Origin of the sequence: Stenotrophomonas sp. BIGb0135 (assembly GCF_024810105.1) — a bacterium.
In the GTDB taxonomy this organism is placed as follows: Bacteria; Pseudomonadota; Gammaproteobacteria; order Xanthomonadales; family Xanthomonadaceae; genus Stenotrophomonas; species Stenotrophomonas maltophilia_AB.
This window is the reverse complement of sequence record NZ_JANUDX010000014.1, coordinates 75522-96449: the sequence shown is the minus strand read 5'-3', so window position 1 is coordinate 96449 and position 20928 is coordinate 75522. Positions and strand designations below refer to the sequence as shown.

At 66.9% G+C, this 20928-nt stretch carries 20 protein-coding genes; 7 read left to right on the top strand and 13 right to left on the bottom strand.

Annotation, left to right across the window (positions count from 1 at the left end):
* On the top strand, nucleotides 1-771 hold a 771-nt coding region (locus tag M2421_RS20270), incomplete at its 5' end, for an efflux RND transporter permease subunit (protein WP_259210156.1).
* 278 nt (nucleotides 772-1049) lie between these two features.
* On the opposite strand, the gene M2421_RS20265 is transcribed toward M2421_RS20270, so the two are convergent.
* The 10 genes from M2421_RS20265 to M2421_RS20220 all read right to left on the bottom strand — a co-directional run bounded on the left by M2421_RS20265 (nucleotide 1050) and on the right by M2421_RS20220 (nucleotide 9377).
* On the bottom strand, nucleotides 1050-1343 hold the full coding sequence (locus M2421_RS20265) for a hypothetical protein (protein WP_259210155.1): 294 nt from the start codon (nucleotides 1341-1343) through the stop codon (nucleotides 1050-1052).
* 110 nt (nucleotides 1344-1453) lie between these two features.
* Nucleotides 1454-1918, bottom strand: coding sequence for a hypothetical protein (locus tag M2421_RS20260; protein WP_259210154.1), 465 nt, complete (start codon nucleotides 1916-1918; stop codon nucleotides 1454-1456).
* Nucleotides 1919-1953: 35 nt separating this feature from the next.
* Nucleotides 1954-2817 (bottom strand): RHS repeat-associated core domain-containing protein, encoded by an 864-nt coding sequence (locus tag M2421_RS20255; protein WP_259210153.1) that lies wholly within the window; start codon nucleotides 2815-2817, stop codon nucleotides 1954-1956.
* 131 nt (nucleotides 2818-2948) lie between these two features.
* Nucleotides 2949-3485, bottom strand: a complete 537-nt coding sequence (locus tag M2421_RS20250) for a hypothetical protein (RefSeq protein WP_259210151.1) — start codon at nucleotides 3483-3485, stop codon at nucleotides 2949-2951.
* Between the two features lie 387 nt (nucleotides 3486-3872).
* Nucleotides 3873-4946 carry a 3-deoxy-7-phosphoheptulonate synthase AroG gene (aroG, locus tag M2421_RS20245; RefSeq protein ID WP_259210148.1) on the bottom strand — a complete coding sequence of 358 codons (1074 nt, stop codon included), beginning with the start codon at nucleotides 4944-4946 and terminating at the stop codon, nucleotides 3873-3875.
* 387 nt (nucleotides 4947-5333) lie between these two features.
* Nucleotides 5334-6077 carry a DNA alkylation repair protein gene (locus tag M2421_RS20240; protein WP_259210146.1) on the bottom strand — a complete coding sequence of 248 codons (744 nt, stop codon included), beginning with the start codon at nucleotides 6075-6077 and terminating at the stop codon, nucleotides 5334-5336.
* A complete protein-coding gene (locus M2421_RS20235) occupies nucleotides 6074-6568 on the bottom strand; it encodes a MarR family transcriptional regulator (RefSeq protein WP_259210145.1) in 495 nt (164 codons plus the stop codon). Before M2421_RS20235 ends, M2421_RS20240 begins: the two co-directional genes overlap by 4 nt.
* Nucleotides 6569-6627: 59 nt before the next feature.
* Entirely contained in the window at nucleotides 6628-7251 is a 624-nt protein-coding gene (locus tag M2421_RS20230) for a 2OG-Fe(II) oxygenase family protein (protein ID WP_259210144.1), read from the bottom strand.
* 45 nt (nucleotides 7252-7296) lie between these two features.
* Nucleotides 7297-8634 carry a HAMP domain-containing sensor histidine kinase gene (locus M2421_RS20225; RefSeq protein ID WP_259210163.1) on the bottom strand — a complete coding sequence of 446 codons (1338 nt, stop codon included), beginning with the start codon at nucleotides 8632-8634 and terminating at the stop codon, nucleotides 7297-7299.
* A 32-nt stretch (nucleotides 8635-8666) separates the two neighbouring features.
* The gene (locus tag M2421_RS20220; RefSeq protein WP_259210143.1) at nucleotides 8667-9377 is read right to left on the bottom strand and encodes a response regulator transcription factor; all 711 of its coding nucleotides are present in this window, start codon (nucleotides 9375-9377) and stop codon (nucleotides 8667-8669) included.
* Between the two features lie 113 nt (nucleotides 9378-9490).
* Here M2421_RS20220 and M2421_RS20215 point away from each other — a divergent pair, with 113 nt between their 5' ends.
* Nucleotides 9491-10408: a pepsin/retropepsin-like aspartic protease family protein gene (locus tag M2421_RS20215; RefSeq protein ID WP_259210142.1), complete on the top strand. Its 918-nt coding sequence runs from the start codon at nucleotides 9491-9493 to the stop codon at nucleotides 10406-10408.
* A gap of 93 nt (nucleotides 10409-10501) precedes the next feature.
* Nucleotides 10502-11668, top strand: a complete 1167-nt coding sequence (locus tag M2421_RS20210) for a serine hydrolase domain-containing protein (RefSeq protein WP_259210141.1) — start codon at nucleotides 10502-10504, stop codon at nucleotides 11666-11668.
* Nucleotides 11669-11790: 122 nt separating this feature from the next.
* Here M2421_RS20210 and groL read toward each other — a convergent pair whose 3' ends face one another.
* Nucleotides 11791-13440, bottom strand: a complete 1650-nt coding sequence (gene groL, locus M2421_RS20205) for a chaperonin GroEL (RefSeq protein ID WP_259210140.1) — start codon at nucleotides 13438-13440, stop codon at nucleotides 11791-11793.
* 89 nt (nucleotides 13441-13529) lie between these two features.
* Nucleotides 13530-13817 (bottom strand): co-chaperone GroES, encoded by a 288-nt coding sequence (locus tag M2421_RS20200; protein WP_259210139.1) that lies wholly within the window; start codon nucleotides 13815-13817, stop codon nucleotides 13530-13532.
* 624 nt (nucleotides 13818-14441) lie between these two features.
* On the opposite strand from M2421_RS20200, the gene M2421_RS20195 reads away from it, so the two are divergent.
* The 4 genes from M2421_RS20195 (at nucleotide 14442) to M2421_RS20180 (ending at nucleotide 19591) form a co-directional block, all read left to right on the top strand.
* Nucleotides 14442-16244, top strand: a complete 1803-nt coding sequence (locus M2421_RS20195; RefSeq protein ID WP_259210137.1) for an endonuclease — start codon at nucleotides 14442-14444, stop codon at nucleotides 16242-16244.
* 70 nt (nucleotides 16245-16314) lie between these two features.
* Nucleotides 16315-16653, top strand: coding sequence for a divalent cation tolerance protein CutA (gene cutA, locus M2421_RS20190; RefSeq protein WP_259210134.1), 339 nt, complete (start codon nucleotides 16315-16317; stop codon nucleotides 16651-16653).
* Nucleotides 16653-19016: a protein-disulfide reductase DsbD gene (locus M2421_RS20185; protein ID WP_259210131.1), complete on the top strand. Its 2364-nt coding sequence runs from the start codon at nucleotides 16653-16655 to the stop codon at nucleotides 19014-19016. Before cutA ends, M2421_RS20185 begins: the two co-directional genes overlap by 1 nt.
* Nucleotides 19013-19591 carry a TlpA disulfide reductase family protein gene (locus M2421_RS20180; protein ID WP_259210130.1) on the top strand — a complete coding sequence of 193 codons (579 nt, stop codon included), beginning with the start codon at nucleotides 19013-19015 and terminating at the stop codon, nucleotides 19589-19591. The genes M2421_RS20185 and M2421_RS20180 overlap by 4 nt, the downstream gene beginning before the upstream one ends.
* Here the strand turns inward: M2421_RS20180 and M2421_RS20175 are convergent.
* The gene (locus M2421_RS20175) at nucleotides 19588-20883 is read right to left on the bottom strand and encodes an anti-phage deoxyguanosine triphosphatase (RefSeq protein ID WP_259210129.1); all 1296 of its coding nucleotides are present in this window, start codon (nucleotides 20881-20883) and stop codon (nucleotides 19588-19590) included. The genes M2421_RS20180 and M2421_RS20175 overlap by 4 nt on opposite strands.
* Between the last annotated feature and the right edge of the window lie 45 nt (nucleotides 20884-20928).

Genomic DNA, 20928 nt, shown 5'->3' with positions numbered 1-20928 from the left:
CCGTCCACGCTCGACCAGATCCACGTGATCGGCAAGGACGGCCAGCGCCTGCCGCTGTCGTCGATCGCCAGCTGGTCCTACGGCATGGCGCCGGATCGCATTTACCACAGCCAGCAGTTCGCCTCGGTCTGGATCGAGTTCGCGCTCGCACCCGGCGTGACCCTGGACCAGGCGGTGAAAGCCGTGGACCGCGCGATGGCCGGGATCATGCTGCCCACCCATGTGCAGGCCAGGCTGAGTGGCGAGGCCGGTGGCTTCGAGACACTGCGCGAGCGCCAGCTGTGGCTGATCGTCGGCGCGATGCTGGCGGTGTACCTGGTGCTGGGTGTGTTGTACGAGAGCTTCGTGCAGCCGCTGGCGATCCTGTCCACCCTGCCCTCCGCCGGCGTGGGCGCACTGCTGGCGCTGATGGCGTTCGGCAACGAGTTGAACCTGATTTCGCTGTTGGGGTTGTTCCTGCTGGTAGGCGTGGTGATGAAGAACACCATCCTGATGATCGACTTCGCGCTGTCGGCCGAACGCGAGCGCGGTTTGTCGCCGTATGACGCGATCTGCGAGGCGGCACGGCTGCGCTTTCGCCCGATCCTGATGACCAGTGTGGCCGCGTTGCTGGGTACGTTGCCGTTGATGTTGGCTACTGGCGAAGGGTGGGAGATGCGCCAGCCGCTGGGGATCGCGATCGTGGGTGGGTTGCTGGTGAGCCAGTGGCTGACGTTGTATACGACGCCGGCGATCTATCTGGCGTTGGCGCGGTTGCGGCGCACTGCGTGATCACCGGGCAGGCGACCCACTGTGGGTAGAGCCATTCCGCACCCCATCAAACGCTCATGAGGGCATCCAACCAAGGCAACCTCCATTCCTCGCGGTAGCTCTTCTTCAACAGGCATGAGACAGGCACATCCGCCCCTTCGCCTGGGAAATCGCGCGCACGAAAGGCGGTCAGTCGATAGTCGTCGTAAGGCAGGTCAAGGCCCTCCGCGATGTATCCCATCGCCGTGCTTCCGTCCGCCAGCGTTTTCTCGTATCGCTTGAATCGACTTGAATCCACTTCAACCCCCGTGGATACCGAGGATAGGGTCAGCCCCTGCAAGGTCGGATGCTGGGCTCCAGATCCGGACGCCGGCACCAGCAGTACGCAGGTAGTAAGGGCTTCCTCTCACAGCAGGAGCCGCCCCGCTGAACGTCCCCATCATATCCACGCGCAGCCAAGTGTCTTCACTGCCGCATCGGGCCGGCTCGAAGTCGACGTAGGTGTAGTTCCTGAAGACAGCCCCGGTCAACGTGACGACAACCGCCAGGCATACCGCAACTACCGACATCGCGACACCTGCGTTGATCTTCATGGCGCCTCCTGCCTCCTGGTTGTTGAACGGCACACGGTGCATCCGCGCCTTGCACAGCATGGGTGCTGGCGATGAGCGTCATCTCAGCCGAACCGGAGGTGCACAACATCTTATCGGGGATTCCCGTCTGGGCCGATCCTCCCTACCGGAATGCCGACATCGCCCCAACCCTCTCGCTTCGTAACCCTGACGTCGGGCTCAAAGATACTTACCTCATCGAAGCCCCCAATTGCAGGCCCCTCCTTTCCAACGACATCCGCGTACATCACGCCAGAAACCGAGGTATAGACGTAAAGGCTCCTCTCCACCTCATCCATCTTCTTGATAGTTGAAAGGTTGATTAAAATTCTATCAAAGTAATCACCGTCCCGATAACTGGCCTCATTGCGATAAAGGTAAACATTACCATCGGACACTGCGACGTACCCATAGGTAAACAGATATCTTCCGACATATCTTTCAGGGTTCGCAGCGATCCTTGAAAATGACGTCTGGCATCTCTCAGAGAACCTCCAAGGACACTCGCCAGGAATCGCGGTCCTGAGCGACATAAGGATACAGAAGAGAAAGACCATCAACACTATGACAATGAGTAAAACCGATCTAGCTTTCAAAGAACCTCCTCGACACCTTCACCCGGGGAATTTTTAAACAGACGCATGGCCGGCGTAGACACATAACCTGTGCTGTTGCGGGTTATGTTGAACTGCACATCACCCCCAGAGAATGGGACATGCGGCAACCCTGATATATCCTCAAGAGGATGGGTATGGATATTGTATCCACCGTTCGTGACGGCACCGCCAACCTCTGCGCCCACGCCATCAATTCTTCTAAACTTGGATCCCACCTCAACTTCGTCAGTGCCAAACCCTTCAAGGCGCCTGACAATGTCAGCTCCGAACTCGACCCCGAGCCTCGTCGATGCTGGCTGAAAGACCTTCATGAATACCTTCGCGAATTCATCTGGGGTCTTTCTGCTTATTGTCCTCACCGTTGGCATGACTTTTTTTACAACAGCAACTGCAGCGTTGTACCTGGACTGAGCGGACGCATTGGTGAATTTTCTCAATCCATCGTTGATGAGCGAACCAGCGTTACTCTCTGACGTCCCCCCCATGCCCGGAACATTAGTCATTGAGGCGCCACCAAGTCCCACGTGACTACCGATTGACCTGAAATCCGTTCCCGCGCGACCATCGGGATCAACAAATCGATACGGGTTGCTGTCTGCATACCTATATCGGTTGAACTGTTTAACTGGATTACTGTGCGCCGTCACCGGATCAACAGACAAGAACCGCCCGACTTCCGGCTCGTAGTACCGCTGCTGCATGTAGTTCAGCCCAGTCTCGGCATCCTCCACATGACCGGTATAACCCGGCCCTCCGGCCAAAGGCCGGTTGATCACCTCACCGTACGCACCATAGACCGTGCGCTCAATCACCACACCGCTCGCGTCCGTCACAGCCACCGGCGATCCCAGCGCGTCAGTATGGATTTACTCCACCACCTCGGCTGCGTCAACATGTGGCGCCGCGCCAAGCACCAGCAACAACGCCCCGACAGTGCAGCTCATCAGCTTCCCTGCATCGAAGGCGCGGCTCATAGCATCTGCTCCGCAACGAAGGGATCGGACCAGGCGGAACAGCCGGCAGCATTGCAGGCCCTCACCCGGAAGGGCGCACTACTCGACGCCTTGTTGACCTCCATGACGCAGCTCATTTCCGAGGTCATGCAGGTGGCCGGACCGTCGAGCACAAAGCCGAGCGAAGTGCCGTCGTCACCCCAGAAAGCGCTGTAGCGAGTCTTAAGTCCCGAGATGCGCTCGTACCACACCCATAATCCGAATGGCACCGGTGGCGGCATCTGCACCTGCACCTGCATCGTGCCGGACCAATCCGAGCAGCCTGCCTCATTACAGGCGGCCACCCGGTATTGGTGCGTGCCTTCCGGTCGCCCATACAACGCACGCTGAGTCGCGCCCTCATCGTGAATGGTTAACCAGCCGGCGCCTTGCAGCGCCTCCTGCAATCGATACGTGGTGGTCCAGCCAACGCCGCTCCAGCTCACCGTGTAGTTGCCGGAGTTGTTGATGCCGATGCCAACCAACTGTGGCGCATTGTCCGGTCGCAGGATCATCGCGGCGCTTGCCACCGATGAGTAGCCGCTGCAGCCCGCCGCGTTGCAGGCCTGTATACGATACGCACAGCTTCCCCGGCCCAGCGCTGTGATCGTTGCCTGACCGTTACCGAGTCCTCCCCGTAAAGCCCAGCCACCACCACCGGCACTCTTTCCCAGGCTGTACGCGGTAGCCCAGGACACCAATCACCAGGTCACCGTCACCCTGCCCCCGAGACTTACCGAGGGGACAGCCAGGCTGGGCGCAGATGGCGCGTACAACACGGCCACCATCGCTTCTGCCGAGAGGGCGCCGCAAATGAGATTGGCGGCGCCGGGTCCGCGCTGCAGCCACCCATGGGGTGGCTCTACGGGATCGACGTGCCTGTCCGATCACACGGCGACACGTTAGGCCGCTTTGCTGACCCGCGCCGCGCGCCGCGCGCGCACCGCTTCGGCCAGGCTCTCCAGCACCGCCAGCGAGCTGTCCCAGCCGATGCAGCCGTCGGTGATGCTCTGGCCGTAGGTCAGCGGCTGGCCGTCGACCAGGTCCTGGCGACCGGCGACGAGGTGGCTTTCCACCATCACCCCGACGATGCGCTCTTCGCCGTTGGCCAGCTGTGCGTTGATGTCGGCGATGACCTTGGGCTGGTTTTCCGGGTTCTTGCTGCTGTTGGCATGGCTGGCATCGATCATGATGCGCGCCGCCAGGTGCGACTTGGCCAGCGTCTGGCTGGTCGCTTCAACGTGGTCGGCATCGTAGTTGGGCGTCTTGCCGCCGCGCAGGATGACGTGGCAGTCCGGGTTGCCGGCGGTGGCCACGATGGCGGTGCCGCCCTCCTTGGTGACCGACAGGAAGTGGTGCGGGTTGGAGGCCGCGCCGATCGCGTCGGCGGCGATCTTGATGTTGCCGTCTGTGCCGTTCTTGAAGCCCACCGGGCACGACAGGCCCGAGGCCAGCTCGCGATGCACCTGGCTTTCGGTGGTGCGTGCGCCGATCGCGCCCCAGGCCACGAGGTCGGCGATGTACTGCGGCGAGATCACGTCGAGGAATTCCACGCCTGCCGGCAGGCCGAGCTTGTTGATGTCGCGCAGCAGGCCGCGCGCCACGCGCAGGCCCTTGTTGATGTTGAAGCTGCCGTCCAGGTCCGGGTCGTTGATCAGGCCCTTCCAGCCCACGGTGGTGCGCGGCTTTTCGAAGTACACGCGCATGACGATTTCCAGCTCGTCGGCGTAGGCATCACGCAGCGGCTTGAGGCGCTGGGCGTACTCGATGGCGGCGACCGGGTCATGGATCGAGCACGGCCCGATCACCACCGCCAGGCGGTCATCGCGGCCGTGCAGGATCTCGTGCAGGGCCGCGCGCGAGGCGCTGACCGTGTCGGAGGCTTCATCGTCGCAGGGCAGCATGGCCAGCAGTTGGGCCGGCGGGGTCAACGGTTCGATCTTGCGGATGCGCAGGTCATCGGTGTGCGGGGGCATGCGGGGAAACTCCTTGGAAGTGGGGGTCCCCAGCGCGGCGGCAACAAAAAAGCCGCCAGGTGCGCTGGCGGCTTTCGGGAATGCGTCTGAAGGTTTCTTCAGGGTGAGCGCATGCCTTCCTCCGCCGGTGGCTTCGGAAAGTAATACCAAAAGTAGGCGTTGGCGGGGCGTGCGTTCATTGGGGAGTATTGATAACACAGGTTTTGTGCGGCGCAAAATGTTTCATTCGCAACTGGGGTGCTTGGTTGGGGGAATTGCAGGTGAGTGGAGCCGGCCGAGCGACGGTTGGGTCTGCGGTGAAGCCAGCCGACCAACGGTCGGCTCTACGGTGGAGGCAGCCGACCAACGGTCGGCTCTACGGAGGTGCCAGCCGACCAACGGTCGGCTCTACAGGGAGCGTTGGGCGCGCTTGCGGATGTAGGTGTTGGCGGGGTGGTCGGCGTGGCGCTGCTGCCATGCAGCGCAGCGTTCGCGTACCCAGTCGGGCTGGCTCTTGCCGGCATCATTGAGCCAGTTGCCCACCGAGTCCTGCACGTAGCGCGATTCATCGCAGCACAGCGCCTCGAGCAGCGCGTGCGCGTGCTGCGGTGCCTGCTTCAGCAGGGCGATATGCGCGGCCCATACGCCACGCGGACGCAGTGCTTCGCAGGCGAAGCGGCGGACGTTGGGCGAGGCATCGGCCGTCCATGGCTGCACGTGGGCCAGCACCCGCAGCGGGTCTGCGGCGATGTGCGGGCGTACGGCCAGCCACGCCCATTCGCGTACGCCGAAATGCGGGTCGTCGGCCAGCGCGCGCAGCGCGTCGAGCTTGTGTTCCAGCGACAGGCGCGGGTCGCTGCCGATGAGGTAGCAGGCCCAGCCACGCACGGTGTCGCTGCGGTGGTCGATCCACTGCGCCGGATCGCCCAGGGCGTGCGCACGCAGCAACGTGGCCGCGCCCTGCATGCGCAGGGTGATGCCGCTGTTGGCCGCCTTGCGCATGTTGGCCACTGCCGCCGCCGGCAGCGACGGCGCGATGCTGGCCAGCAGCCGGGCGAAGTCCACCGCCAGGATCTCGGCCAGGTGGGTCGCTTCGGCCTCCCCCCCGTCGAGCTGGGCGCGGCGTTCGCGCGAGAGCGCCTGCTTCTTCATGCTGCCTGCCCCGCATCGGTACGCGCCCAGATGCGGCACAGCATGCCACTGAGCAGGGTGCGTTCGTCATCACCAAGGTCGGCGAACAGGCTGCGGATCCACTGGGTGTGCTGGTCGAACAGGGACACTGCCAAGGCCTCGCCGGCCGGGGTCAGGCAGACGTTGACGCGGCGCTTGTCGTCCGGGTCGGCGTGCCGGTCCAGCAGCCCGTCGCGCTCCAGCCCGTCCAGCAGCCCGGTGATGGTGGCGCGGGTCACCCCGGCGCGCTCGGCGAGCTGGTGCGGCGACAACGGCGCCTCGGCCCCCTGCAGCAGGAACAACAGCACGAAGCGGCCTTCGCTCAGTCCCAGCGGGGCCAGGCGGTGCGCACAGTCCTGGTCGATCGCAGCGGCCAGCGACAGCAGCTGGAAGCACTGGGCCAGGCCATCGGGCTGCGGCTGGCCACGGCGCTGCATCTCGGCCAGGAACGCCTGGTGTTTCAGGGCCAGCATGGGGCTTCCAGAGGATGATTAGGCGCCTAATCATACCCTGTGCAGCGGGCGAGGTGGGCTCAGCGCGCCGGCGGCGGGGCGGCGTCGAAGAACATCAGGTAGACCAGGCGACCGTTCTCGATGCGGTCGCCGAACGCCGGCCCGGCGGTGTGCCACAGCCACGGACGCAGCAGCACCAGGCGGTTGAAGCGCATCGGCACGCGCATGGTCATTTCCCACTGGCTGTCGTCGGCGCTGTCGCGCTCGATGATGTCGCGGTGCATGGCCGCGCGGTCTGGATAGCCGTGCCGCGCCAGCTCGGCCTCGTCCAGCGCCAGGCGCTCGGTGCCGGTGCGGCGATGGCGGAAGAATTCGGTGCCGCCCTGGCAGTCTTCCGGCGCACTGAGGTAGAGGATGCCCGACCAATGCGAGCGGTCCACGTGCACCTTGGCGCGGCCCACGTCATGGGCCAGGGTGATGCGGAACTTGCCGTGCGACTGCAGCGGCGAGACCACGCGCAGCGGTTCGTTGACCAGGCGGGACGCGGCATGCGCCAGTCCGTCGATCTCCAGGCGCTCGATCGAGTTGCGGCCGGGGAAGGCACCGTCCTGCTCGGGATAGGTCAGCTGCAGTGCGGCGTTACGCAATCCCTGGGCATCGGCGGCCGCCAGGAAGTCGTCGACGACAATCATGGAAGTAGGCATGCCGAGAGCCTAGCGGTGGCGCTCCACGCCAGCAAGGCGCCTGGGTCACCCATGCCGCCCGGCAAGGCTGGGCCCGGCCGGTTGCGCGAGCGGAAGGCAGATCCGCGCGACCAGGCCGCCGCCGTCGCGCGCCAGCAGGTGCAGCTCGCCGCCGTGCTGACGCGCCGCGCCCTGCGCGACGGCAAGACCCAGGCCGATGCCGCCGGTGCTGCGGTTGCGCGAGCCCTCGTGGCGCTGGAACGGCTGCAGCAGGCGTACCTTGTCGGCGTCGGCGATACCGGGACCGCGGTCGGCCACCTCCAGTATCACCACGCCATCGCCTGCCTCCAGCCGCAGCTCGGCCGACCCCGCATAGCGGACCGCGTTGTCGATGAGGTTGTCCAGCGCGCGCCGCAGTTGCAGCACATCCACGGCCACGCTGACGTGCGCGGCATGCGTGAGGCGCACGTCGGCGCCGCGCGCCTGCGCGTGCTGGGCGCATTCCTCCAGCAGCAGGTGCAGCGCGGTGGGGTGGCGCTGCGCGGGGTGCAGTTCGCCACGCGCATAGTCCAGCACCTGGTCGATCATGCTGGTCATGCGCGCGATGTCGGCCACCATGCGCTCGGCCTGGGCCGGTGGTGCGCTGTCGGCGCGCAGGCGCAAACCGGTGAGGGGAGTGCGCAGGTCGTGGGCGACGGCGGCCAGCATGCGGGTCACCTCATGGGCCTGGTCACGCAGGCGCTCGCGCGCCGCGTTCATCGCCTCGGCCATCACCTGCACCTCGCGCGGCCCTTCCACCGGCAGGCGCGCGGTGGACTGCAGCGACAGGTCCGCGCTGGCATCGGCCAGGCGGCGCAGCGGGCCGGTCACGCGCAGCGCCAGCCAGGCCGCCAGTGGCGCCAGCAGGACCGCGCCGGCCAGCAGGGCCAACAGCACCTGGCGCCGCCATTGCAGCAGCGCACTGTAGTCGGCGCCCACCACCGTCCACTGGCCATCGGCGTGCTGCACGGCCAGTTCGAACGCCGGCCACAGCAGACCCGGCAACAGCAATGCCTCTTCCACCGTGGCACGCTGCTCTGGGCCGCCGGCCAGCAGTTGCCCCTGCTTGATCACCTGCACCTGCACGGCGGTGGGATCGGTGCTGCGCTGCCAGACCGTGCGTACCCGCGCGCGCGGCACGCCCAGGCGAGCGGCCACCACGCTGCTCATCCAGTCGTTGTCACGGCCGGCGGGCGGCTGCGCTTGCCGCCAGCGGCGCAGGCCGAGGTCGGCCGCGGCGCGCTCGCCGGCCATCACCTGCACTGCCTGATGCAGGTTCATCTGCGGCGCGGCGGGGCTGGGCAGCGCCCACACCACGGCGAAGCTCACCGCCTGCGCCACCAACAGCGTGGACAGGGTCAGCAAGGCCACCCAGGTGGCGGTGCGCCAGGGGCGGCTCACCGGCGGGACACCGGGGCTGCGAAGCGATAGCCCTCCCCGCGCAGGGTCTGCACCAGCGCGTCGCCGCCCGTGGCTGCCTGGGCGAGCTTGCGGCGCAGGCGGCTGACCGCCAGGTCGACGGCACGGTCGAACGGTTCACTGTCTTCGCCACGGGTCAGGCGCAGCAGCTGCTCGCGGCTGAGCACGCGACCGGCGCGTTCGGCCAGCACCCGCAGCAGCGCGAACTCGCCGCGGGTAAGGGGCACCTCGGCGGCCTGCGGGGTGAGCAGGCGATGCTGCTCCAGCTGCAGTTGCCAGCCCTCGAAGTGCAGGGTGGTGGACGGCGCCGCCCCCTCTTTCCTGTCGGCGCGGCGCAACAACGCACGCACGCGGGCCAGCAGTTCGCGTGGGTCGAACGGCTTGGCCAGGTAATCGTCGGCGCCCATCTCCAGCCCGATCACGCGGTCGGGGGTGCTGCCCATCGCGCTGAGCATCAGGATCGGGATGCCGCTGGGCTGCAGGCGTCGGCAGACCGACAGGCCGTCCTCGCCCGGCATCATCCAGTCCAGCACGATGAGGGCGCTGCGTTGCTGGGCCAGCAATGCATCGAGCATGGCCGCATCGGCCGCCACCCGCACCTGGTAGCCGTGCTGGCGCAGGCAGTCGGCGATGGCGTCGCGGATACTGGCGTCGTCGTCCACCACCACGATGTCGATTGCTGCAGGCATGCGCCGATTATGGCGCGGGTTTGTATCGGGACTGTATCTGCACGCGTGCCAGCCCGACATCGCGGCGATACAGCCAGCGGGTGTCATGTCCTTTCCCCAACGGAGACCGTCCCATGCGCATTACGCCCCTGCTCGCCCTCGCCTGCCTGGCCACCCTGCCCGCGCAGGCCGCCACGGCCACCCATGAAATCCCGATGTGGATGCAGGGTGGCCACCCGACCGTCGCGGTGCGGCTGGGTGACAGCGTGGAGCCGCTGCACTTCGTGATCGACAGTGCGGCCGGGGCCACGGTGATGGACCAGGCCACGGCGCGACGACTGGGGCTGGATGACCCGGATGCGGCGGGCGTCGAGGTGGAAGGCGCCACCGACAGCAGCGCGGTGCTGCGCCGCACCCGCAGCACCCGCTGGCAGGTAGGCACGCTGTCATTCGAGGCCGCGACCATGCAGACCGACCTGAGCCGGCTGGGCAAGGACGGGCGCCGCATCGACGGCATCCTCGGCAACGACGTCACCAACCGCTTCGATACCACCTTCGATATCGCCGGCCAGCGCGTGCTGCTGCAGCCGCCGGGCCCGATGCCGGCGGACGCCGGGTGCGTAGCCAATGCCGTGCCGGTCCGCGACGCGAGCATGCAACGGTTCGGCTTCATCCCGGTGCAACTGGGCTCGACGGCGGTGGAGGCGATCGCGGTGGTGGACACCGGCGCGGCACAGACCGTGCTCAACAGCGCCGCGGCCAGTGCGCTGGGCCTGCGCACCGATGGCAGCGATGCGCGCGTGCGGGTGCGCGAAAAGGGCACGCGTGGGCTGGGCGACCGCGTGATGGAGACCTGGCTGGCCACCCTGCCGGGCCTGCGCATGGGCCGTTGGCAGCACGCCCCGCTGGAGGTTCGGATCAGTGAACTGCCGGTGTTCGCCTCGCTGGGATTGAAGGAGCGACCGGCATTGATCCTGGGGGCCGATGCGATGGCCGATACGCGGGTGCAGATGGGCAGCGGCGCGGCCTGGATCTGCCTGCGGCGCGGGTGAGCGGGCCCGGCCGGTGGTCACGATGACCGCCGGCACTGTGCCAGCGGGGCCGCCGCGGTAGCATGCGCCACACCTCCCGCTGGAGTGCCGTGCATGCGCCTGTTCGCCGTGTTGCTCGCCGTGGTGGCCCCCGTGACCGCCCTCGCTGCGGCCCCGCCCGCCCCACCACCGATGGCCGACGCCGCTGCAGTGGAGGCGGAAATGGCGCGCTTGATGCGCGCCACCGGGGCCCAGGGGTGGGCCGTGGCGGTGGTCGATCAGGGCAAGGTGGTGCAGCTGCACGTGGCCGGAAAACGCAACGCGGCCGGCGACCCGCTGACGACCGACACGGTGATGTACGGCGCGTCGCTGACCAAGATGGCCTTCGCCTACATGGTGATGCAGTTGGTGGACGAGGGGGTGCTGGACCTGGACCGGCCGATCGGCGCGTACCTGGAGCGCCCCTTGCCGGATTACCCGGCAGAGAAGCAGTACGCGCCCTGGCCGGACCTGAAGGACGACCCGCGCTGGCAACGCCTGACCGCGCGGATGCTGCTCAGCCATCGCAGCGGATTCGCCAATTTCGCGTTCCTGGAGCCGGATGGAAAGCTGCGCCTGCACTTCGATCCAGGCACGCGCTACGCCTACTCCGGCGAAGGCCTGATCCTGCTGCAGTTCGTCCTGGAGCGCGGCTTGGGCCTGGAGGTAGGTGTGGAGATGCAGCGGCGGGTGTTCGACCGCTTCGGCATGACCCGCACCAGCATGACCTGGCGCGCCGACTTCGCCGGCAACCTGGCCGACGGCTGGACCCAGGACGGCCGCACCGAACCACACGACGAACGCAGCCGGGTGCGTGCGGCGGGCTCGATGGATACCACCATCGCCGACATGGCCCGGTTTGCCGCCGGCTACGTACGCGGCGAGGGACTGTCGGCCAAGGCGCGGGCAGCGCTGGTCCACGCGCAGTGGCCGATCACCACGGCCAGCCAGTTCCCGACCCTGCAGGACGCGCTGGCGCCCGCGCAACGGCGCCGCGACCTCGCCGCCGGGCTGGGCGTGGTGGTGTTCCAGGGACCGCAGGGGCGCGGGTTCTACAAGGGCGGCCACGACGATGCGGTCGGCAACACGCTGGTGTGCGTGGCGCGGCGCCAACGCTGCGTGGTGGTGCTGGGCAACGACGTGCGCGCCGAAGCGGCGTTTCCTGCGCTGGTGCGGTTCGTTCTGGGCGAGACCGGCGTGCCGTGGACGTGGGAGTACGGGGGCAAGGCGTTCGTGGAGTGACGTCGACAACAAAAAACCCCGCCTTCCGGCGGGGTTTTTCGTCGTGCGTTGGCGGATGGTGGTACCGACCACGGTCGGTACCTACCGCTCCGATGTGTGCCGACCGATGGCCGGCCTCTCCATCAGAAGTCCATGCCGCCCATGCCGCCCATGCCACCCATGCCGCCGCCCGCTGCGCCAGCGCCGTCATCCTTCTTCGGGGCTTCGGCAACCATGGCTTCGGTGGTGATCATCAGGCCGGCGATCGAGGCCGCGTTCTGCAGCGCCGAACGGGTCACCTTGGTCGGGTCCAGGATGCCGAATTCCAGCATGTCGCCGAATTCGCCGGTGGCCGCGTTGTAGCCGTAGCTACCGGTGCCTTCCTTGACCTTGTTGACGATGACCGACGGCTCTTCGCCGGCGTTGGCGACGATTTCGCGCAGCGGGGCTTCCATCGCGCGCAGGGCGATCTGGATGCCGTGGTTCTGGTCTTCGTTGGCACCCTTCAGGCCGGCCAGTGCGGTGACGGCACGGACCAGGGCCACGCCGCCGCCCGGGACCACGCCTTCTTCAACGGCTGCACGGGTCGCGTGCAGGGCGTCGTCGACGCGATCCTTCTTTTCCTTCATTTCGATTTCGGTCGAGGCGCCGACCTTGATCACGGCAACGCCGCCGGCCAGCTTGGCCACGCGTTCCTGCAGCTTTTCACGGTCGTAATCGGACGAGGTGTCTTCGATCTGGGTCTTGATCTGGGTCACGCGCGCATCGATGTTGGCCTTCTCGCCGGCACCGTCGATGATGGTGGTGTTTTCCTTGGAGACCTGCACCTTCTTGGCGCGGCCCAGGTCCTTGATCGTCGCCTTTTCCAGCGACAGACCGATTTCCTCGGAGATCACGGTGCCGCCGGTCAGCACGGCCATGTCTTCCAGCATCGCCTTGCGACGGTCGCCGAAGCCCGGTGCCTTGACGGCCACGACCTTGACGATGCCACGGATGGTGTTGACGACCAGGGTGGCCAGCGCTTCGCCTTCGATGTCTTCGGCGATGATCAGCAGCGGCTTGCCGGCCTTGGCGACGCCTTCCAGCACCGGCAGCAGGTCACGCACGTTGGAGATCTTCTTGTCGTGCAGCAGCACGTAGGGATCGTCCAGGTCGGCGGTCTGCGACTGCTGGTTGTTGATGAAGTACGGGGACAGGTAGCCACGGTCGAACTGCATGCCTTCGACGACGTCCAGCTCGTTGTCCAGGCCCGAGCCTTCTTCAACGGTGATGACGCCTTCCTTGGTCACGCGGCGCATCGCTTCGGCGATGATGTTGCCGATCGACTCGTCGGAGTTGGCCGAGATCGTACCGACCTGGGCAATGGCCTTGTCGTCGGCGGTCGGCTTGGAGATGTTCTTCAGCTCGGCGACGGCGGCGATGACGGCCTTGTCGATACCGCGCTTGAGGTCCATCGGGTTCATGCCGGCAGCGACGGCCTTGGCGCCTTCGCGGATCAGGGCCTGGGCCAGCACGGTGGCGGTGGTGGTGCCGTCGCCGGCGTCGTCGTTGGTGCGGGAAGCGACTTCCTTCACCATCTGGGCGCCCATGTTCTCGAACTTGTCAGCCAGTTCGATTTCCTTGGCGACGGACACGCCATCCTTGGTGATGGTCGGGGCGCCGAAGCTCTTCTCGAGCACGACGTTGCGGCCCTTCGGGCCCAGGGTGGCCTTCACGGCATTGGCGAGCACGTTGACGCCGCGCACCATGCGCGAGCGGGCATCTTCACCGAAACGAATATCTTTGGCAGCCATTGCGATTACCTTTTATGGAGAGCCGGGCCGAGCCCGGCTGCTTGAATGGGGGAAATTGCGGACGCGCCGGCACGGGCCGGCGGCATCACTCAGCCGACGATGGCGAGGATGTCGTCTTCGCGCAGGACCTTGTACTCGACGCCTTCAGACTTGTAGCTGCTGCCGGCGTACTGGCCGTAGATGACCTTGTCACCGACCTTCAGCGACGGCGCGCGGACGCTGCCGTTGTCCAGGGGCTTGCCCGGGCCGACGGCCACGACTTCACCCTTGGTCGACTTTTCCTTGGCGGAATCCGGAATCACGATGCCGCCGGACGAGATTTCGTCGGCTTCGATCGGCTTGACTACAACGCGGTCATGAAGCGGCTTGATGCTCATGTGAGACCCTTTTAAGTTGTTGATTGGTCTAGGAAAGTCTGGCGATGTTAGCACTCGCACAAGGCGACTGCCAGCCACGCTCACGAAAAAACCCGGCAGTGCGGGTACGGAGCAGAGATGGTGCTGGGTGCGCGCCTTTCAAGGGGCAGGGTCGAAATTTTTCCGGGCTGCGTGTGGGTTCAAGGACAACGGCAAGGGCAAAGGCAAAGGCAAAGCTCCCTGTCCCCGTTCGGGACTGCCGCGAGCGTGAGGGCCCCGTAGCGGCTTGCGGAAACAAGCGGGAAAGCCGGCTTCTGACTTTGGTCGGTGGGTCGGGCGCTGGGGCCCCATGCCCTTGGAGGCGAAATAAAGGAGGAGGGGGCGGCCGCAGGCCGACGCCGGGGGACATTTGCCGGAAAGGGTATGGGGCCCAGCGCCCGATCCACCGACTCCCGCTTGAGGCGAAATAAGGGGGGAGGCGTCGCCGGAAGGGTATGGAGTCCCAGCGCCCCACCTACCTCCCCCACCAACCGCCATTTTCTTGACGCACGTCCCACTGTGGGAGGCCGATTACGACACATCGATAGATGTGTCATCTGGATTGATTAGATTCGGCCGGCGATACCCAATCACAAGGAGACGTAGATGAGGTTGCTCACACCGCTGTCCCTGGGGTGCCTGCTGGCGTTGGCCGGCACCGCCCAGGCGGATGTATTCATCAATGAACTGCACTACGACGACAGCACCGCCGCCGGCGACGTCGGCGAGGCCATCGAGGTGGTGGCCACCGGTGGCGAGGACCTGTCCAGCTACCGGCTGTACCTCTACAACGGCAGCACCCCGTCGGCGGCCACCGTGTACGCCAACAACCCGGTGCCGGCCGGCAGCGCGGCCAGCTGCGGCAAGGCCAGCATCGCCACGGTCAGCTACCCGAGCAACGGCATCCAGAACGGCGCCAACGACGGCATCGCGCTGGTGGATGGCAGCGGCAAGGTGGTCCAGTTCATCAGCTACGAAGGCACCATCACCGCCGCCGGTGGTCCGGCCGCGGGCCTGACCAGCCAGAACATCCCGGTCAGCGAGAGCAACAGCACCGCCCCGGGCACCTCCCTGCAGCTCACCGGCAATGGCAGCCAGTACGCCCACTTCACCTGGGCAGCCTCGGGCGCGCAGACCTTCGGTGCCTGCAACGCCGGGCAGACCTTCAGCGGCGGCGGTGGCACCGGCCCGAACACCCCGCCCTCGGTGAGCACCACCACCCCGGAACAGGGGGCCAGCACCTTCCCGGCCGCCGCCGACCTGGGCGTAACCTTCAGCGAAACGGTCAGCCTGGCCAGCGGCGCCTTCGTGCTCAGCTGCGGCCAGTCCGGCACGGTGCCGCTGACCCACGCCAGCAGTGGCAGCCGCTTCACCCTGTCCACCAACACCGCCCTGGTGGCTGGCGAGGCGTGCCGCTTCGATATCCGCGCCAGCCGCATCACCGATGCACAGGGCGCGCATCCGGCCGCCGACACCCGCATCGCCTTCACCGTGGCCAGCGGCACCGGCAACCCGGACCCGGGCAACCCCGATCCCGGCAACCCCGGCACGCCGGGCGAGTACTACTCGCGGGTCAACACCAGCAACCCTAGCCAGCTGCGCTGCTCGCTGCACGAGACCATCAAGGGCCACACCGCCTACCCCTACAGCGGCTCGGGTACCAGCACCTGGACCATCCTGGAGATCGCCGACGAGGATCCCAACAACAGCGGCAAGATCCTGGACGCCTACCGCAACCGCAGCTACACCAAGGTGAGCGGCCGCGCGGGCACCGGCAGCGGCCTGACCTACAACCGCGAGCACACCTGGCCCAACTCGCTGGGCTTTGCCAGCACCACCGGTGACAAGGGCCTGCCGTATGCGCCCTACACCGACACCCACATGCTGTACCTGACCGACGCGCAGTGGAACGCCGACCGCGGCAACAAGCCCTTCGGCAAATGCGACAGCAACTGCGGCGAGCGCGCCACCGAGGCCAACAACGGGTTCGGCGGTGGCAGCGGCGGCTACCCGGGCAACTCCAACTGGGTACGCACGCCGGACGGCAACACCGGCACGTTTGAAGTGTGGGGCCACCGCAAGGGCGACATGGCGCGCGCGGTGATGTACATGGCGATCCGCTACGAGGGGGGCAAAGACGCCAAGACCGGCCAGTCCGAGCCGGACCTGGAACTGACCGACGACCGCAGCAAGATCGTCAAGACGTCGGCCTCGCCGGCCTACATGGGCCTGCTCTCGACGCTGATCGAGTGGCACCTGGCCGACCCGCCGGATGCCGCCGAACGTGCCCGCAATGAAGTGATCTACAGCTTCCAGGGCAACCGCAACCCGTTCATCGACCACCCCGAGTGGGCGACCCCGGGCCTGTTCACCTCGGCCAAGCCGAGCACCTGCCAGCTGCTCAACTGAGCCCCGCCGACCGGCGCCGCAACGGCGCCGGTCGGACCATTGGCATCCCACGGTCCTATACTCGGCGGTCATGTCGATCGCCGATCCCGTATTCATTCTGTTCACCACCTGCCCCGACGCGGCGACCGCGGCGCGGCTGGCGCGTGCGCTGGTGGAAGAACGCCTGGCGGCCTGCGTTACCCGCCTGGACGCGGCGCACGCCACGTACCGCTGGCACGGGGAGATCTGCGAGGACCACGAGGTCCAACTGCTGATCAAGACCACCGGCAGCCGCCTGGACGCGGCCATCGCGCGCGTGCAGGCCCTGCACCCGTATGAACTCCCGGAGTGCATCGCGGTCGAAACCCGCGCTGGCCTGCCGGCGTACCTGGATTGGATTCGGGCACAGACCCGAGAGGAAATTGATTGATGACCCTGTTTGGTCGTATTGCCGCGCTGTGCGCGTTGTTCGTGGTGTCCCTGCCGGCGCTGGCTGTCAGCGAGAAGGACCTGCTGCCGGTGGACGAGGCCTTCGGGCTGAGTGCGCAGGCGCGGGATCGCGACCGCATCGAGATCAGCTGGAAGATCGCGCCGGGGTACTACCTCTACCGCCATCGCACCACGGTCAAGGCCGACGCCGGCTTCGCCGCCGAGGCGCTGCAGATGCCGGCCGGCAAGAAACACCAGGACGATTTCTTCGGCGAGGTGGAAACCTACCGCGAACGCCTGACCGCGGTGCTGCCGGGCAAGGCCGCCGACGGCACCGACACGGTGACGCTGGAGATCCGCTACCAGGGCTGCGCCGACGCTGGCGTGTGCTACCCGCCGCAGAAGCGCAGCGTCAAAGTGACGTTGCCCGCCGGTGCGGGGAGCAGTGCAGCGGTGGCTGCGGCGGCACCGGCCACGGGCTCGCCTTTCAACAACCCGTTGGCCGGCAACAGCGGCGGTGGCCTGCGCCTGCCGGGTACCAGCACGGCCCAGTCACTGCCGCTGCCGTCCGAGCGCGCCTTCGGCTTCGATGCGATCGTCGACGATGGCAACACGGTGCTGCTGCGTTTCAGCCCGGCACCGGGCTATTACCTGTACCGCGACCGCACCTCGCTGAAGCTGGAGGGCGCCGCCGGCCTGCGCGCGGACAAGCCGTTGTGGCCCGCGGCCAAGTCGCACCGCGACGAACACTTCGGCGACGTGGCGGTCTATTTCGACCAGGTGGACGTCAAGTTGCCGCTGCGCCGCAGCCGCCCCGAGGCGGTCGACACCACCCTGGTGATCACCTTCCAGGGCTGCCAGACCGACGGCATCTGCTACCCGCCGATGACGCGCCGGGTGAAGCTGTCGCTGCCCGCCGGCAAGGTCAACGCCAGTGCCGATGAAGCCGCGCACAGGAACGACGTGATCGCCCCGCTGCCGGGCAAGGTCACCCGTACCAACGTGCGCGAGCGCGACACGGCCGGGATCGCCACCCAGCCGATGCTGATCCGCCCGAACGAGACGGCGCCGGCGGCGATCGATGCCGGCGTGGCGCCCGACGCCAGTGCCGACAACGCGCAGCGCACCCGCCCGCCGGGCGACGACGCCGCGCCGACGACCTTGATCGGCGCACTGCTGCTGGCCCTGCTGGGCGGCCTGATCCTCAACCTGATGCCGTGCGTGCTGCCGATCCTGTCGCTGAAGGTGCTGGGCGTGGCGCAGAGCGGTGAGAGCCGCCAGCGCGCGCGCAGCCATGCGCTGTGGTACACCGCCGGCGTGCTGGTGGCGTTCGCGGCGATCGGCGCGCTGGTGCTGGCGCTGCGCGCCGCCGGCCAGGCGGCCGGCTGGGGCTTCCAGCTGCAGCACCCGTGGTTCATCGCCGCGCTGGTGTACCTGATGTTCACCGTGGGCCTGAGCCTGTCCGGCGTGTTCACCCTGGGCGGCAGCCTGGGCGGGATGGGCCAGTCGCTTGCCGCGCGCAGCGGCCCGGTCGGCGACTTCTTCACCGGCGTGCTCGCCTGCGTGGTGGCCAGCCCGTGCGTGGCGCCGTTCATGGGCCTGCCGCTGGCCTACGCGTTCACCACCGATACCGTGCCGGCCCTGCTGGTGTTCCTGGCACTGGGCCTGGGCCTGGCGCTGCCGTTCCTGCTGATCGGCTTCATTCCTTCGCTGGCCAAGCGCCTGCCGCGCCCCGGCGCCTGGATGGAGACGCTCAAGCACGTGCTGGCGTTCCCGATGTACGGCACGGCCATCTGGCTGCTGTGGGTGCTGGGCAAGCAGCGCGGTGTGGATGCGATGACCCTGGTGCTGGGCGGGCTGGTGGTACTGGCGCTGGCGCTGTGGTGGTTCGAGCGCAGCCGGTGGCGCAGCCACCGCGTCGGCAGCCTGCTGGCCGTGCTGCTGCTGCTCGGCGCGTTGCTGCCGGTGTGGGGCGTGACCCGGCTGGCGCCGCCGGCCAAGGCCGCGGTGGCCGCCGCCGACAACGTGGTGGCGTACTCGCCGCAGATGCTGGACCGCCTGCGCCAGGACAACCGCGTGGTGTTCGTCAACATGACCGCCGACTGGTGCGTGACCTGCAAGGCCAACGAACGCGCGGTGCTGGGCACCAACGCCTTCCACGACACCCTGCGCCGCACCAACGCGGTGTACATGCGCGGCGACTACACCAACGTGGACCCGGACATCACCGCGTTCCTGGATGAACACAAGGCCGTGGGCGTGCCGCTGTACGTGGTGTACGGCCCCGGCGCGCCGCCGACCGTGCTGCCCACCGTGCTGACCCAGGCCATCGTGGAAGAAGCGCTGCTGCGGACGGCACGATGAGCCTGCGGCCACCCCACCGGACGGTGCTGGTGGCCGCGTTTGCCGCCTTGGTCGGGATCGGTGCCGGGGTGTGGTTCTTCGACCGCGCCGCGACGCCGTCGCCGCCGAGCGTGCGCTCCCCGGCGTCGGCCGCGGCCATCGGCGATCCGCTGCCGGCGATCACCCTGCCGGACATCAACGGCCGCCCCGTGGATCTGGCCACCTTCGGCGGCCGCCCGCTGCTGATCAACGTGTGGGCCAGCTGGTGTGGCCCATGCGTGGAGGAGATGCCGGCGCTGGCGGCATTTTCCGCCGCGCAACCGGCCGGCGGCGTGCAGGTGCTGGGGCTGGCCCTGGACACCGAGGAGGGCGTGCGCGGATTCCTGGCCCGCGTGCCGGTGGCCTACCCGATCGTGCTCGATACCCCCGGCCCGGCCGACGCCAGCGTGCGCCTGGGCAATCGCCAGGGACTGTTGCCGTATTCGGTGCTGGTGGATGCGGACGGGCGCATCCTGAAGCAGAAGCTGGGGCCGTTCCAGGCCGGTGAGATCGAGGCGTGGGCGGCACCCGAGCGCGCCCCGCCGGGCGCCCGCTAGAGCCGGTCGAACACCGACCCCGACGAGGGGGTGAATATCTTGTGGTACAGGCGGGTGGCGTAGTCGTCGGTGGTGCCGGCGAGGTAATCGCAGATGGCGCGCATCCCGTACTGCCGGTGCTCGCCCTGCTGCTTCTCCGGCAGCAAACGCGTGGGGTTGTTGGCGATCGCGTCGAACAACCGGATCACCATCTGCTGGCCCTTGTACTCCAACGTCTGCACCTCGGCGGTCTTGACCACCTTCTGGACGACGAAGCTCTGGAGCAGATCGAGCTCGGCGCGTTTGGGCGCTTCCATGCTTGCCGAGAGACCGAACAGGCGGTTGGCGAAGTGGCCGTTCTCGATGATCGAGCAGCTGCGGATGAAATAGCCGACCAGGTAACTGATGGCATGCTTGCGCTCGCGGCTGCAGCCGGAGAACAACTCCCGGGTGATCCAATCGATTTCCTGCGCCAACGGATAGCGCGCGGCGTCGTCCTTGATCCGATCATGGACGTGGGTGCGCCACTGCTGCTCGCTGACGAAGCGCAATGCGATGGCATCCTCAAGATCATGCACGCCGTAGGCGATGTCGTCGGCCAGCTCCATGATCGATGTGTCAAAACCCTTGTGACAGGACTTGGCGTGCTTGCCCTCCATTTTCTGCGCGGCCATGAATGTTGCGCACTCGCCTGCAGCCAGGGGCTCCAGCACGAAATCTACCGATACCGCGTCGCAATCAAAGACGCACTTGGGAGGCTTATAGGCGTCCAGATTGGACGGCGCGTCACGGCCACTGTACTTTTCCGCATCGACTACTGCCGAATGTAGTACCGGGTACTTGATCAGGCCCAGCAATGTCCGCCGCGTGAGATTGAGGCCGGAGTGAATCGAGTATTCACCCAGCTTGGTGGCGATCCTGAGGGTCTGCGCATTACCCTCGAAGCCCCCTTCGTTGCGCATGCAGTAGTTCAGCGCGACCTCGCCACCATGCCCGAAGGGCGGATGACCGATATCGTGCGCGAGCGCGATCGCCTCCACGAGCTGCAGCGATGGAAGAAATGCCTGGTAGTCCTCATAGGCAGGATCGCCCTGCAACTGCTCGACGATGCCGCTGGCAATCTGCGCGACCTCGATGGAATGGGTCAGGCGAGTACGGTAAAAATCGCTCTCGCCCAGCCCAAGCACCTGGGTCTTGCCCTGGAGGCGACGAAAAAAGGCTGAGTGGATGATGCGCGCCCTGTCGCGCCCGTACTGGTCCCGATGCGGATCGTCCTGCCCCGTTGCATCCTGCCGCCGCGCCCAGATTTCCATGTCCACCTCTCATTCCAATAGATGGCGCGAAGCTAGCATTCCACG